Source organism: Caballeronia sp. ATUFL_F1_KS4A, from assembly GCF_023630905.1.
GTDB classification, from domain to species: domain Bacteria; phylum Pseudomonadota; class Gammaproteobacteria; order Burkholderiales; family Burkholderiaceae; genus Caballeronia; species Caballeronia zhejiangensis.
Map to the genome: position 1 here is coordinate 13938 of NZ_JALQEB010000010.1, position 13819 is coordinate 27756.

13 protein-coding genes are annotated in these 13819 nt (G+C 61.8%); all 13 read right to left on the minus strand.

The features are described from left to right. Nucleotides 1-111: 111 nt before the first annotated feature. On the minus strand, nucleotides 112-561 hold the full coding sequence (locus NCS03_RS08970) for a DUF1178 family protein (protein ID WP_250529073.1): 450 nt from the start codon (nucleotides 559-561) through the stop codon (nucleotides 112-114). A 198-nt stretch (nucleotides 562-759) separates the two neighbouring features. Continuing rightward, nucleotides 760-1359: an NUDIX domain-containing protein gene (locus tag NCS03_RS08975; RefSeq protein ID WP_250481555.1), complete on the minus strand. Its 600-nt coding sequence runs from the start codon at nucleotides 1357-1359 to the stop codon at nucleotides 760-762. Between the two features lie 50 nt (nucleotides 1360-1409). Continuing rightward, nucleotides 1410-1730, minus strand: coding sequence for a DUF2818 family protein (locus NCS03_RS08980; RefSeq protein WP_175983173.1), 321 nt, complete (start codon nucleotides 1728-1730; stop codon nucleotides 1410-1412). After that, complete coding sequence (nuoN, locus tag NCS03_RS08985; protein WP_175983174.1) at nucleotides 1730-3202, minus strand: NADH-quinone oxidoreductase subunit NuoN; 1473 nt, start codon at nucleotides 3200-3202, stop codon at nucleotides 1730-1732. Before nuoN ends, NCS03_RS08980 begins: the two co-directional genes overlap by 1 nt. A 25-nt stretch (nucleotides 3203-3227) precedes the next feature. Next, on the minus strand, nucleotides 3228-4727 hold the full coding sequence (locus tag NCS03_RS08990; protein WP_008341712.1) for an NADH-quinone oxidoreductase subunit M: 1500 nt from the start codon (nucleotides 4725-4727) through the stop codon (nucleotides 3228-3230). A 13-nt stretch (nucleotides 4728-4740) separates the two neighbouring features. After that, nucleotides 4741-6810, minus strand: coding sequence for an NADH-quinone oxidoreductase subunit L (gene nuoL / locus NCS03_RS08995; RefSeq protein ID WP_008341714.1), 2070 nt, complete (start codon nucleotides 6808-6810; stop codon nucleotides 4741-4743). 17 nt (nucleotides 6811-6827) lie between these two features. Further along, nucleotides 6828-7133 carry an NADH-quinone oxidoreductase subunit NuoK gene (gene nuoK / locus NCS03_RS09000; RefSeq protein ID WP_007588140.1) on the minus strand — a complete coding sequence of 102 codons (306 nt, stop codon included), beginning with the start codon at nucleotides 7131-7133 and terminating at the stop codon, nucleotides 6828-6830. A gap of 20 nt (nucleotides 7134-7153) precedes the next feature. Beyond that, entirely contained in the window at nucleotides 7154-7831 is a 678-nt protein-coding gene (locus NCS03_RS09005; RefSeq protein WP_008341733.1) for an NADH-quinone oxidoreductase subunit J, read from the minus strand. Nucleotides 7832-7985: 154 nt separating this feature from the next. After that, nucleotides 7986-8474, minus strand: a complete 489-nt coding sequence (gene nuoI, locus NCS03_RS09010) for an NADH-quinone oxidoreductase subunit NuoI (RefSeq protein ID WP_008341734.1) — start codon at nucleotides 8472-8474, stop codon at nucleotides 7986-7988. 21 nt (nucleotides 8475-8495) lie between these two features. Continuing rightward, nucleotides 8496-9560: an NADH-quinone oxidoreductase subunit NuoH gene (gene nuoH, locus NCS03_RS09015; RefSeq protein WP_008341736.1), complete on the minus strand. Its 1065-nt coding sequence runs from the start codon at nucleotides 9558-9560 to the stop codon at nucleotides 8496-8498. A 2-nt stretch (nucleotides 9561-9562) separates the two neighbouring features. Next, nucleotides 9563-11902 (minus strand): NADH-quinone oxidoreductase subunit NuoG, encoded by a 2340-nt coding sequence (gene nuoG / locus NCS03_RS09020; protein WP_008341739.1) that lies wholly within the window; start codon nucleotides 11900-11902, stop codon nucleotides 9563-9565. 59 nt (nucleotides 11903-11961) lie between these two features. Next, on the minus strand, nucleotides 11962-13284 hold the full coding sequence (gene nuoF, locus NCS03_RS09025; protein ID WP_250529074.1) for an NADH-quinone oxidoreductase subunit NuoF: 1323 nt from the start codon (nucleotides 13282-13284) through the stop codon (nucleotides 11962-11964). Continuing rightward, entirely contained in the window at nucleotides 13281-13766 is a 486-nt protein-coding gene (gene nuoE, locus NCS03_RS09030; RefSeq protein WP_008341741.1) for an NADH-quinone oxidoreductase subunit NuoE, read from the minus strand. Before nuoE ends, nuoF begins: the two co-directional genes overlap by 4 nt. Nucleotides 13767-13819 lie beyond the last annotated feature (53 nt).

A 13819-nucleotide genomic window follows, 5' to 3' on the forward strand; every position in this document is an offset into this window, starting at 1 on the left:
CGGTCGCGCAGAACGCGCGGAGGACTGGCGTCGGTGAGAAAAACTGAGGTCCATGCGCAGTGTCTCCTTCACGGCCCCTTCCGGAGCCCGAAAAGACACCGCGCAAGAACGTTACTGCGGCGGCTCTTTCAGCGCGTCCGGAACAGGCAACGGCATCACGTCGATCCCTTCTTCGAGCAGCGCGTGCGTCTCTTCGGGCGTCGTGACGCCGCGTATGTTGCGCGCCGGCGCCTCGTTGTAATGAATGCGCCGCGCCTCGTCGGCAAACCGGTCGCCCACGTTTTCGGTCTTCTCGATCAGCTCGCGCATGAATTGCAGCGCGCGCGCCTGCAATGCCGCCGCTTCAGGCGCGGCTTGCGCCTGCGCAGGCTGGGAAGCCGCCTCACCTCGCGCGGACGACAAATTCAAGCGTGGCGCGGACGGCATACGACTCACATCGGTCGCCGAGCAAACCGGACAAGCAACCAGCTTGCGCGACAATTGCGACTCGAACTCTTCGGTCGAGGCGAACCAGCCTTCGAACCGGTGATCGTGCGAGCACTTTAAATCGAGGACCTTCATGCTGATGGGGCTTCGTTGAAGTTTATCTCAAAAACGCGCTTTATGAACGGTCGTTCGCAAATCTGCAGGAATGTGCAGTGGCCGTCAAACGCTGAACTACTCATTCTAGCCGCTCGGCCCGAAGGGCGCCTTTGACGACGCAAAAACGACAAAAGCGGCCATCGAGGCCGCTTTTGCACGCATCCGTGTGACGAGCGCTCAATCCTCGATCGACTCACCAAGCTTCCACTCACCCGAGCGGATCTTCTCCAGCCAGAACACGCCGATGATCGTCTTCACGTCGCTGATGCTGCCGTCCTTCACCCAGGCCATCAACTGCGCTTCGTCGGCGACGAAAGTCTCGAGGAATTCGCCTTCGTCGAGTTTCGCATCGCCGGCATTGAGGCCGCGCGCAAGATAGATGTCGATGAACTCGGTCGAATACGAAATCACCGGATGGATTCGCGTGAGGAACGTCCATTCACGCGCGGTGTAACCCGTCTCTTCCTGCAACTCGCGTTTCGCGCACGTCAGCTCGTCTTCGTCCGGATCGAGCTTACCCGCCGGAAATTCGAGCAGCACGCGGCCCACCGGATAACGAAACTGGCGTTCGAGCAGCACGCGTCCGTCGTCGAAGACCGGGAGAATCATCACCGCGCCGGGATGCTCGACGAACTCGCGCGTCGCGTGCTTGCCATCGGGCAATTCAACGGTATCGCGTTTCAGCGTGAGGAACTTGCCCTCGTGCAGCGTGACGCTTTCGACCTTCTTTTCGATGAGGCCGTCGTCGTTACCGGGAATCGAGGAATGATCTGCCATCTTGAGCCCTGTGCTGTTGAAGCAAACAAGCCGCTGACAGCACGAAGCGGTCAGCGGCGTTTGACGAGATATTGATACGTGAAGCCCGGAAAGGCGAACACGACGAAGAGACTGAAGGTAATGGCATAGAACTGCCATTCCTGATCGAATCGGTTGCCGGCGCGCGCTTCGAGCATGAAGCCGAGCGCACCGACCACAAAGTAAAGAACGACGAGCTCGCCGATGCGAATCCACGCGCTCTTCTTCGCCGCCTTGCGTCCCGTCGACGCCGGAAGCGGCAACGGGACGATGGCGAAGAGGCGCTGATTCAGGAACGGCACGTTGGCGAGAACGAGCGCCAACAGCACGATGAACCAGCCTGCCGCCGACATTACAGCGGCAGCGTATGCGAGATCGCCGTGAGGCACGCGCTCATCAACGGACCCGGCACCAGACCGAGCACCAGAACGGCCAGGCCGTTGAACGCGAGCAGCGAGCGGTTCAGGCCGCCGGCGAGGATCGGCGATGCGTCCGTCGGCGCATCGAAGTACATCAGCTTGACGACGCGCAGGTAGTAGAACGCGCCCACGAGCGAGGTCATCACGGCGAGGACGGCGAGCCATGTGAGACCGGCGTTCATCGTCGCTTCGAGCACGGCGAGCTTCGCGTAGAAGCCGACCGTCGGCGGGATGCCGGCGAGCGAGAACATCATGATCATCATGACGAACGCGAATACCGGGCTGCGCTGATTCAGGCCCTTGAAGTCTTCGAGCATTTCGGCTTCGAAGTCGCGGCGCGCGAGCAGCATGACCACGCCGAAGGTGCCGAGCGTCGTGACGAGATAGATGATGCTGTAGAACATCGCCGAGCTGTATGCGCCCGCCGCACCCGTCAGCTTGCCGTCGACCACGCCGGCGAGCAGACCCAGCAGCACGAAGCCCATGTTCGAGATGGCCGAGTAAGCCAGCATCCGCTTGATGTTCTTCTGCACGATACCCGTGATATTGCCGACGATCAGCGACAGCGCCGCGAGGATCACGAGCATTTCCTGCCAGTCCACCGCGAGCGGCAAGAGGCCCATCACCAGGAAGCGCAGACCCCACGCGAACGCCGCGACCTTCGGTCCGCCGCCGGTGAGCAGCGTCATCGCGGTCGGCGCGCCCTGGTAGACGTCAGGCACCCACATGTGGAACGGCACCGCGCCCATCTTGAACGCCACGCCCGCAACGATGAAGATCGCGCCGAACAGCAGCACGGCGTCGTTGATGCGGCCCGAAGCGACGGTCTTCAGCACTTCGTTCAGATCGAGCGAGCCGGTCGCGCCGTAGATCATCGAGATGCCGTACAGCAGGAAGCCGGATGCGAGCGCGCCGAGCACGTAGTACTTCATCGCCGACTCGTTCGACTGCGGCACGTCCTTGCGCAGCGCGATCACCGCGTACAGCGACAGCGACATCAGTTCGAGGCCGAGATACAGCGTCAGGAAGTTGTTGCCCGAAATCATCACGCACTGGCCGAGCAGCGAAAACAGGCCGAGCAGGAAGAAGTCGCCGCGGAACAGGTCGCGGTCTTCCAGATACTTCTTCGAGTAGATGATCGACACCGCGTAGCCGAGACACACCACCGCCTTCATCGCGCTCGCGAACGGATCGACGATATACATGCGCGTGAAGAAGAAATGCGGCGTCGGGTCGAGCGCGGTGACGGCGAACCACACGCCGCAGACGATCGTCGACACGAGCGCGATCAGATACGTCGTGCCGCGGCTCTTCGGGCCGAACATCGTGTCGTTGAGCCAGGCCAGAACGACCGACGCCATCAGGACCGCGTCAGGCCAAAGAATACTCATAGAGGCGTTTTGCATGATCTTTTAGTTCCTCCGCACGACGTTACTGAGCCAGCGGCAGCTTGGACTGCGCGACGTGGGAGAGCAGGTTTGCCACGGATTCGTGCATCACGTCGGTAAAGGGCTTCGGATGCAGGCCCATGTACAGCGTGAACAGCGCAAGGATGGCGAGCATCAGGAATTCACGCCCGTTGATGTCCTTGAGCTTCGCGACGTGGTCGTTCGCGACCGCGCCGAAGTACACGCGCTTGTACATCCACAGCGTGTAGGCCGCGCCGAGGATCAGCGTGAACGTCGCGAGGAAAGCGATCCAGAAGTTGTACTTCACCGCTGCCAGAATCACCATGAATTCGCCGACGAAACCCGAGGTACCCGGAAGGCCGCAGTTGGCCATCGCGAAGAGCATCACGAATGCCGCGAACTTGGGCATCGTGTTCACGACGCCGCCGTAATCCGCGATCTGGCGCGAGTGCACGCGGTCGTACAGCACGCCGATCGAAAGGAACATCGCGCCCGATACGAAACCGTGCGAGATCATCTGGATGATCGCGCCTTCGACCGCGAGCTGGCTCGACGCACCGAACATGAAGAAGCCGAGCGTGACGAAGCCCATGTGCGCGATCGACGAATACGCGACGAGCTTCTTCATGTCGGACTGCACCATCGCGACGAGACCGATGTAGATCACCGCGATCAGCGACAGCGTGATGACCACCGGCGCGAGGAAATGGCTCGCGTCCGGCGCGATCGGCAGCGAGAAGCGCAGGAAACCGTACGCGCCGAGCTTCAGCATGATCGCCGCCAGCACGACCGAACCGCCCGTCGGCGCTTCGACGTGCGCGTCCGGCAGCCACGTGTGCACCGGCCACATCGGCACCTTCACGGCGAACGCCAGGAAGAACGCGATGAACAGCAGCACCTGCGGCGTCATGTCGAGCTTCGCGGCTTGCCACGTCGCCAGATCGAACGTGTGCGTCTGCGTGTAGAGGTACAGCAGCGCGACCAGCATCAGCAGCGAGCCGGCCAGCGTGTACAGGAAGAACTTGAACGCCGCATACACGCGGTTCGGGCCGCCCCACACGCCGATGATGATGTACATCGGAATGAGCGTGGCTTCGAAGAACACGTAGAACAGCAGGCCGTCCGCCGTCGAGAACACGCCGATCATGATGCCCGAGAGGATCAGGAACGCGGCCATGTACTGCGACACGCGCTCGGTGATCACTTCCCAGCCGGCGATCACGACGATCACCGTGATGAGCGCGGTCAGCACGACGAACCACATCGAGATGCCGTCGACGCCGAGGTGATACGTGATGTTGAAGCGCTCGATCCAGTTCGACTGTTCGACGAACTGCAGCGCGGCCGTCGACGTATCGAAGCCGGTGATGAGCGGAATCGTGACGATCAGCCCGAGCACCGAGCCGACCAGCGCGACCCAGCGCGCGGGCGCCGGGTTGCGGTCGTTACCAACTGCGAGCACGAGCAGGCCGAAAACGATCGGCAGCCAGATCGCGACACTGAGAATCGGAAAAGAGTGCATAGGATCCCTCGCCTTATTTGCCGCCGAGCGTCACAAACAGGGTCAAGAGCCCCAACATGCCGATAATCATGGCGAACGCGTAGTGATAGATGTAACCGGATTGAAGGAAGCGGATCACACCGGCGAACCAGCCCATGAACCGCGCACTGCCGTTGACGATGCCGTCGATGACGACCACATCGCCCTCTTTCCACAAGCCGCGGCCGATGGCGACAGCGCCCTTCGCGAACACGACCTCGTTGATCTTGTCGCAGTAGTACTTGTTGTCGAGCAGCACGTAGATCGGCCGGAACGTGCGCGCGACAACCGCTGGCAGGTCCGGACGCTTCATGTAGAAGAACCACGCGACGATCACGCCGAGCGCCGCGAGCCACACCGGACCCGGGGTGATGATGCCGTGCAGCGCCATCGCAATCCAGCCGTGGAACTCTTCGGCCATTTCCTTCAGGCCTTCGTGGTTCTCGGCGATGTAGATCACCTTGTCGAACACGACGCCGTGCGAGAAGAAGTCGCCGTAGATCATCGGGCCGATCATGATCGCGCCGATGATGATCGACGGAATCGCGAGCAGCACGAGCGGCAGCGTCACGACCCAAGGCGTTTCGTGCGGGACGTGAGCGTGTCCGTGACCGTGATCGTCGTGATGACCGTGCGAATCATGACCGTGGCCGTGCGCTTCCGCCTGGCCCATCGGCGAGTCGGGATGCTTCGGACCGCGGAAGCGCTCTTCGCCGTGGAACACCATGAAGTACATACGGAACGAGTACAGCGACGTGACGAACACGCTCGCGACCACCGCGAAATACGCGAAGCCCGAGCCCGCCAGATGCGAGTACTTCACGGCTTCGATGATCGAATCCTTCGAGTAGAAGCCCGAGAAGAACGGCGTGCCGATCAGCGCGAGCGAACCGATCAGCGATGTGATCCAGGTGATCGGCATGTACTTGCGCAGGCCGCCCATGTTGCGCATGTCCTGATCGTGGTGCATGCCGATGATGACCGAGCCCGCGCCGAGGAACAGCAGCGCCTTGAAGAACGCGTGCGTGCCGAGGTGGAACACGGCGACCGGATACGCCGAGACGCCGAGCGCGACCGTCATGTAGCCGAGCTGCGAGAGCGTCGAGTACGCGACCACGCGCTTGATGTCGTTTTGCACGACGCCGAGGAAGCCCATGAACAAGGCCGTGATCGCGCCGATGACCGTCACGAACGAAAGCGCCGCATCCGAATGCTCGAAGAGCGGCGACATGCGCGTCACCATGAAGATGCCGGCCGTCACCATCGTTGCCGCGTGGATCAGCGCGGAGATCGGCGTCGGGCCTTCCATCGAGTCGGGCAGCCAGACGTGCAGCGGGAACTGCGCCGACTTGCCCATCGCGCCGATGAAGAGGCAAATGCACGCGACCGTCAGCAGACCCCATTGCGTGCCGGGGAACGTCATCGTCGCGAGCTTGTCGCCCTGCGCGAACACGTCGCCATAGTTCAGCGAACCGGCGAACGCGAGCAGCAGGCCGATGCCCAGCAGGAAGCCGAAGTCGCCCACGCGGTTCACGATGAACGCCTTCATGTTGGCGTAGATCGCGCTCTCACGCGTGAAGTAGAAGCCGATCAGCAGGTACGACACGAGGCCCACCGCTTCCCAGCCGAAGAACAGCTGCAGGAAGTTGTTGCTCATGACGAGCATCAGCATCGAGAACGTGAAGAGCGAGATGTACGAGAAGAAGCGCTCGTAGCCGACTTCCTCGTCCGCCATGTAGCCGATGGTGTAGATGTGCACCATCAGCGAGACGAAGGTCACGATGACCATCATCATCGCCGTGAGCGAGTCGACCAGGAAGCCGACTTCCATCTTCAGCGTGCCGACGCTCATCCATTCGTAGATGGTCGCGTTGAAGCTCGCGCCGTGCATCACGTCGTTGAAGACGATCGCCGAAAGAATGAACGAGATGAAGACGCCGAGGATCGTGACGCGATGCGCGCCCTTGCGCCCTACCCATTTCGCGAACAGCCCCGCGATCAGACAGCCGGCAAGCGGCGCCAGCGGAACCGCGAGCAGGAGGTTTTCATTGAGTGTCGTGGACATAACAGCCTAGCCTGAAATTAACCTTTGAGCTGATCGAGGTCCTCGACGTTGATCGTGTCGAGGCTACGGAACAGGGTCACGAGAATCGCGAGACCGATCGCGGCTTCAGCGGCGGCGACGGTCAGCACGAAGAACACGAAGATCTGGCCGTGCACGTCGCCCAGATAGTGCGAGAACGCGACGAAATTGGTGTTCACCGCGAGCAGCATCAATTCGATGGCCATCAGGATGATGATGACGTTGCGGCGGTTCAGGAAGATGCCGACGATGCTGATCGCAAAGAGGATCGCACCGAGCACGAGGTAATGGGCAAGACTCAACATATTCGATTTCTCCTTCGCGCTCAGCCCTTGTTGTCGACCGTGCCCGCGCCGATGTTGCCGGTCACGGCAGGTTCCGTGGAGGCGTCGGGCGCCTGCGTTTCGGCCTGCATCTTCACGAGGCGCACGCGGTCTTCGCGGCGCACCTTGACCTGCTGGCTGACGGTTTGGGTCTTCTTGTCCTTCTTGTCGCGGATCGTGAGCGAGATCGCCGCGATGATCGCAACCAGCAGCACGAGGCCGGCGATTTCGAACGCGAAGATGTAGTCGGTGTAGATGACCTTGCCGATCAGTTGCGTGTTCGACATCGCCGCTGCGCCCGTCACCGCCGTCGACGTTTCGGGTGTGATCGTGCCGCCGTAGCCGTGCCAAAGGATCAGCGCGGTCTCGATCACGATGATCGCGCCGACGATGCTCGCGAGCGGCACGAAGCGCCTGAAATCCTTGCGCAGGACATCGATGTTGATGTCGAGCATCATGACCACGAACAGGAACAGCACCATCACGGCGCCGACATATACGAGAACCAGCAGAATCGCGAGGAATTCGGCTTGCAGCAGCATCCAGATCGCGGCCGCGTTGAAGAACGCGAGCACGAGGAAGAGCGCGGACGACACCGGGTTGCGCGAAGTGATCACCTTCAGCGCGGAAACGACCAGCAGCAGCGCGAAGATATAGAACAGTACGGTTGTGAATTCCATGATTACCGGTTCATCGTTAGGCCATCATCAGGCATGGTGTGTCGGCGCTTTCGGACAAGAGCCGCCCTCGGCGCGCGCCGCAGTGTGCCAAACAGCAACAACAAAATCGCTACGGTGCGATGCCGGAACATGAGGCTCGGGCATCGGACGCATATCAACGATAAGGCGCGTCGGCCGCCTTCGATGCGGCGATTTCCGTTTCGTAGCGATCGCCCACCGCAAGCAGCATGTCCTTCGTGAAATACAGGTCGCCGCGCTTTTCGCCGTGATATTCGAGGATGTGCGTTTCGACGATCGAATCGACCGGGCAGCTCTCCTCGCAGAAACCGCAGAAGATGCACTTGGTCAGGTCGATGTCGTAACGCGTGGTGCGACGGGTGTTGTCCGCGCGCGTTTCCGATTCGATCGTGATCGCCATCGCCGGGCACACCGCTTCGCACAGCTTGCAGGCGATGCAGCGCTCTTCGCCGTTCTCATAGCGGCGCAGCGCGTGCAGACCGCGAAAACGCGGGGAGATCGGCGTCTTTTCTTCCGGGAACTGCACCGTGATCTTGCGCTGGAACGTGTAACGTCCCGTCAGCGCAAGACCCTTGAGCAACTCGGTCAGGAAGAAGGTCTTAAAGAAGTTCTGAATAGCATTCATGATGTTTTCGTCCGCGCTCGCTTACTTCCAGATGTTGAGCGGCGACATGATCCAGAAACCGACCACGACCACCCAGATCACCGACACCGGCAGGAACACCTTCCAGCCCAGGCGCATGATCTGGTCGTAGCGGTAACGCGGGAATGTCGCGCGCGCCCAGATGAAGACCGACAGCAGCAGGAAAACCTTGAAAACGAACCAGAATACGCCCGGAATGAACGACAGGAAGCCGAACGGTGCATCCCAGCCGCCGAGGAACAGCGTCGCTGCGATCGCCGAGATCACGATCATGTTGATGTACTCGGCGAGGAAGAACAGCGCGAACGCCATGCCCGAGTAATCGATCATGTGACCGGCGACGATTTCCGATTCGCCTTCCACCACGTCGAACGGGTGACGGTTCGTTTCCGCGATGCCCGAGATGAAGTACACGACGAACATCGGCAAAAGTGGCAGCCAGTTCCACGACAGGAAGTTGATGCCCCAGCCCGCGAACATGCCGCGCTGCTGCGAGTGCACGATGTCGGACATGTTCAGCGTGCCCGCGACCATCAGCACCACGACGAGCGCGAAGCCCATCGAGATTTCGTAGGACACCATCTGCGCCGCGGCGCGCATCGCGCCGAGAAACGCGTACTTCGAGTTCGACGCCCAACCCGCCAGAATCACGCCGTACACGCCGATCGACGAAATCGCCATGATGTACAGCAGACCCGCGTTGATGTCGCCGAGCACCGCTTTCGCCTGGAACGGGATCACCGCCCACACGGCGAACGCCGGCACCACGGTCATGATCGGTGCGATCACATAGATCCACTTGCTCGCAGCCGTCGGCTGGATGACTTCCTTGAGCAGAAGCTTCAGCACGTCGGCGATCGGCTGCAGCAAGCCTGCGGGGCCGACGCGGTTCGGGCCGAGACGCACGTGCATCCAGCCGATGAGCTTGCGTTCCCAGAGAATCAGGTAGGCCACGCACAGCAGGATGACCACCGAAACCACCAGGATGCGGACCACCGCCCACACCGTCGGCCATGCGACGCCCAGAAGCTGCGTGCCGCCTGCGTTGATCGTATCGAACAAGCCCATTTTTACGCCTTCTCCACTACCAGTTCACCGAACAGGCCGCCGAGCGCGGCGCCAGCCGTCGTGCCCGCCGACACGCGGACCACCGATTCTGCGAGATTCGCATCGCGGACCGCGGGCAACGTCACCGACAGATTGCCTTGGCGAATACGCACTGCTTCGCCATCCTTCAGACCGAGCTTGTCGAAGAGCGCGGTCGGGAGGCCCGCCACGTTCGCATCGCGTGCGGCTGCCGTCAAATGCAACGAGGGCGCGCGGCGCACGAGCGCATCGGCGTGATAGATCGGTACATCGGCGAGACGCTGCAGGCCGCTGCCGTTCAACACGACGTTCGATGCAGCGCGCTTGGCCTGCACCGTCGTCTTGTTCGACAGACGCGCGGTCAGATCGCCCGTGCCCAACGCCGCGACACGCACTTCGTCAGCGGTGTCGAACTCGAAACCCGGCAGGCCGAGGATCGTGCCCAGCACGCGCAACACCTTCCAGCCCGGACGCGTCTCGCCCAGCGCGCGCACGACGCCATTGAACGACTGAGCCGTGCCTTCCGCGTTGACGAACGTGCCCGACGTTTCCGTGAACGGCGCGATCGGCAGCAGCACGTCCGCGTAGTCCATGCCGTGCTTGAACGGCGACATCACGACGACCATTTCCGCCGCCTTGAGCGCGGCGATGGCTTGCGCCGGATTGGCCGTATCGAATTCCGGTTCCGCGTTGAAGAGCACGTAGCCCTTGCGCGGCTGCTCGAACACTTCGCGCGCGTTGAGACCGCCCTCGCCCGGCAATGCATCGACGAGATGCGCGCCGACCGAGTTCGCCCCTTCCGTGAGGAAGCCGAGCGTCGCGCCGGTATTGTCGGCGATCCACTGCGCGGCCGCCTGAATCTGCGCGAAATCCGGATGCTGAACCGCGAGGTTGCCGAGCAGCACGACGCGCTGTTCGCCCGCCGACAGCGACGCCGCGACGTCCTTCGCCGCGGCCGACACTTCGCGACCCGCGAATGCGTCCGGCAGCGCGACGCCGCGCGCTTCCGAAACCGCCGCAGCGATGCCCGCAAGCTGATCGAGCCACGCCGACGGCGCCGCGACCAGGCGATGCGCGGTCGGGATCAGCGAGTCGTCGTTGCTTGCGTTGAGGAACGTGAGCTTCGCGCCGTTTTTCGCGGCCTGACGCAGACGCGCGGCAAACAGCGGATGATCGCGACGCAGGAACGAGCCGATGACGAACGCAGTGTCGATAGTCGACAGATTCGCGATCTTCGTGCCGAGCCACGGCGCGCCGACGCCGACCGGCGCCGAGAAATCGTTCTGACGCAGACGGAAATCGACGTTCGGCGTGCCGACGCCTTCAGCCAGCGTCTTCAGCAGATGCAGTTCTTCGACCGTGCTGTGCGGCGTGGCCAAAGCGGCGATGGCATTCGCGCCGTGATCCGCCTTGATGCCCTTCAGGCCCTTCGCGACGTACTCGAGCGCGGTCTGCCAGTCGGTTTCGATCCAGTTGCCGCCCTGCTTCAGCATCGGCGTGGTGAGACGCTCGTCGCTGTTCAGGCCTTCGTACGAGAAGCGGTCCTTGTCGGAGATCCAGCATTCGTTGATGGCTTCGTTCTCCATCGGCAGAACGCGCATCACGCGGTTGTTCTTCACCTGCACCACGAGGTTCGCGCCGACGGAATCGTGGGGGCTCACCGACTTGCGGCGCGACAGTTCCCATGTACGGGCGCTGTAGCGGAACGGCTTGCTCGTCAACGCGCCGACCGGGCACAGGTCGATCATGTTGCCCGACAGCTCCGAATCCACGGTCTTGCCGACGAACGACGTGATTTCCGAATGCTCGCCACGGCCCAGCATGCCGAGCTCCATCACGCCGGCGACTTCCTGGCCGAAGCGCACGCAGCGCGTGCAGTGGATGCAGCGCGACATCTCTTCCATCGAGATGAGCGGACCGACGTTCTTGTGGAACACCACGCGCTTTTCTTCGCTATAGCGCGACTGCGACTTGCCGTAACCGACGGCCAGATCCTGCAATTGGCACTCGCCGCCCTGATCGCAAATCGGGCAATCGAGCGGGTGGTTGATCAGCAGGAATTCCATCACCGACTGTTGGGCCTTCACGGCCTTGTCCGACGTCGTGCGGACGATCATGCCGTTCGATACCGGCGTGGCGCAGGCGGGAACGGCCTTCGGCATCTTTTCGACTTCGACGAGGCACATCCGGCAGTTCGCCGCGATCGACAGTTTCTTGTGATAGCAAAAGTGAGGGATGTACGTATCGACCTTGTGCGCAGCCTGGATCACCATGCTGCCTTCAGGCACCTCGACCGCCTTGCCGTCAATTTCTAGTTCAACCATGATGGATAAAGATCCTCAACCCTTCTCGAGCGTTGTCGCGCATCTGACTGCGCGCCTGATTACGCGGTAAGCGCTTCGGACGGCGCGTGATGCGCGTGCCCGCCGACGAGACAATGCTTGTGCTCGACGTGATATTCGAATTCGTCCCAGAAGTGCTTGAGCATGCCGCGCACGGGCATCGCCGCTGCATCGCCGAGCGCGCAGATCGTACGGCCCATGATGTTCTCGGCGACCGAGTTCAGCAGATCCAGATCTTCCTTGCGGCCGAGACCGTGCTCGATGCGATGCACGACGCGATACAGCCAGCCCGTGCCCTCACGGCACGGCGTGCATTGGCCGCACGACTCTTCATAGTAGAAGTACGACAGGCGCAACAGCGAGCGCACCATGCAGCGCGTTTCGTTCATCACGATGACCGCGCCCGAGCCCAGCATCGAGCCGGCCTTCGCGATCGAGTCGTAGTCCATGTCGGTCGCGAGCATCATGTCGCCCGGCACGACCGGCGCGGACGAGCCGCCCGGAATCACGGCCTTGATCGACTTGCCGCGCACGCCGCCCGCCAGTTCCATCAGCGTCGAGAACGGCGTGCCGAGCGGAATCTCGTAGTTGCCCGGACGGTTCACATCGCCCGAGACGGAGAAAATCTTCGTGCCGCCGTTGTTCGGCTTGCCGATCTCGAGGTAATTCTGCGGGCCGATTTCCAGCAGGAACGGCACCGCCGCGAAGGTCTCGGTGTTGTTGATCGTGGTCGGCTTGCCGTACACGCCGAAGCTCGCCGGGAACGGCGGCTTGAAGCGCGGCTGGCCCTTCTTGCCTTCGAGCGATTCGAGCAGCGCGGTTTCTTCACCGCAGATGTACGCGCCGTAACCATGGTGCGCGTACAGCTCGAACGAGAAACCCGAGCCCAGGATGTTCGCGCCCAGATAGCCGGCCTGACGCGCTTCTTCGAGCGCCGCTTCGAACACGCGATAGACTTCGAAAATCTCGCCGTGGATATAGTTGTAGCCGACGGTGATGCCCATTGCATACGCGCCGATGGCCATGCCTTCGATCAGCGCGTGCGGATTCCAGCGCAGGATGTCGCGATCCTTGAACGTGCCCGGCTCGCCTTCGTCCGAATTGCAGACGAGATACTTCTGCCCCGGAAACTGACGCGGCATGAAGCTCCACTTCAGGCCGGTCGGAAAGCCCGCGCCGCCGCGGCCGCGCAGACCCGACGCCTTGACGTCGGCGATCACCTGCTCGGGTGGAATATTTTCTTCGAGAATGCGGCGCAACTGCTTGTAGCCGCCGCGCGCGACGTAATCTTCGAGATGCCAGTTCTCGCCATTGAGGCCAGCGAGGATCAGCGGCTTGATGTGACGATCGTGGAGTGACGTCATTTCGAAAGTTCCTCGATCAACTGGTCGATCTTCTCGCGGCTCATGAAGCTGCACATGCGATGGTTGTTCACGAGCAGCACAGGTGCGTCGCCGCACGCGCCGAAGCACTCGCCTTCTTTCAGCGTGAACTTGCCGTCGGGCGTGGTCTCGCCGAAATCGATGCCAAGCTTTTGCTTGAGATATTCGGCAGCGCTGTCCGAACCGCCATCCGGGCCGAGCTGGCAGGGCAGATTCGTGCAGAGCGTGATCTTGTGCTTGCCGACCGGCTTCAGCTCGTACATCGTGTAGAACGTGGCGACTTCCTGCACCGCGACCGGCGGCATGCTCAGGTAATCGGCCACGAACTGCATGATTTCGGGCGAGAGCCAACCATGCTCTTCCTGAGCGACAGCGAGCGCCGCCATCACCGCCGATTGCTTTTGCTCGGCGGGATACTTCGCGACCGCGCGATCGATTTCTTTCAGGCCTTCAGCTGAGATCATTTTCAGACACGACTCTTTCAATTCCTACCGAACGAAAACCTGCCGCGCCCTTC

What these genes read in the sequence shown, in the direction of transcription:
- nuoF (WP_250529074.1), bottom strand. Translation starts at nt 13,284, where the DNA reads ATGACGTCACTCCACGATCGTCACATCAAGCCGCTGATCCTCGCTGGC.
- nuoH (WP_008341736.1), bottom strand. Translation starts at nt 9,560, where the DNA reads ATGGGCTTGTTCGATACGATCAACGCAGGCGGCACGCAGCTTCTGGGC.
- nuoK (WP_007588140.1), bottom strand. Translation starts at nt 7,133, where the DNA reads ATGTTGAGTCTTGCCCATTACCTCGTGCTCGGTGCGATCCTCTTTGCG.
- NCS03_RS08990 (WP_008341712.1), bottom strand. Translation starts at nt 4,727, where the DNA reads ATGCACTCTTTTCCGATTCTCAGTGTCGCGATCTGGCTGCCGATCGTT.
- nuoN (WP_175983174.1), bottom strand. Translation starts at nt 3,202, where the DNA reads ATGCAAAACGCCTCTATGAGTATTCTTTGGCCTGACGCGGTCCTGATG.
- NCS03_RS08975 (WP_250481555.1), bottom strand. Translation starts at nt 1,359, where the DNA reads ATGGCAGATCATTCCTCGATTCCCGGTAACGACGACGGCCTCATCGAA.
- nuoL (WP_008341714.1), bottom strand. Translation starts at nt 6,810, where the DNA reads ATGTCCACGACACTCAATGAAAACCTCCTGCTCGCGGTTCCGCTGGCG.
- nuoI (WP_008341734.1), bottom strand. Translation starts at nt 8,474, where the DNA reads ATGAATGCTATTCAGAACTTCTTTAAGACCTTCTTCCTGACCGAGTTG.
- nuoE (WP_008341741.1), bottom strand. Translation starts at nt 13,766, where the DNA reads ATGATCTCAGCTGAAGGCCTGAAAGAAATCGATCGCGCGGTCGCGAAG.
- NCS03_RS08980 (WP_175983173.1), bottom strand. Translation starts at nt 1,730, where the DNA reads ATGTCGGCGGCAGGCTGGTTCATCGTGCTGTTGGCGCTCGTTCTCGCC.
- NCS03_RS08970 (WP_250529073.1), bottom strand. Translation starts at nt 561, where the DNA reads ATGAAGGTCCTCGATTTAAAGTGCTCGCACGATCACCGGTTCGAAGGC.
- nuoG (WP_008341739.1), bottom strand. Translation starts at nt 11,902, where the DNA reads ATGGTTGAACTAGAAATTGACGGCAAGGCGGTCGAGGTGCCTGAAGGC.
- NCS03_RS09005 (WP_008341733.1), bottom strand. Translation starts at nt 7,831, where the DNA reads ATGGAATTCACAACCGTACTGTTCTATATCTTCGCGCTGCTGCTGGTC.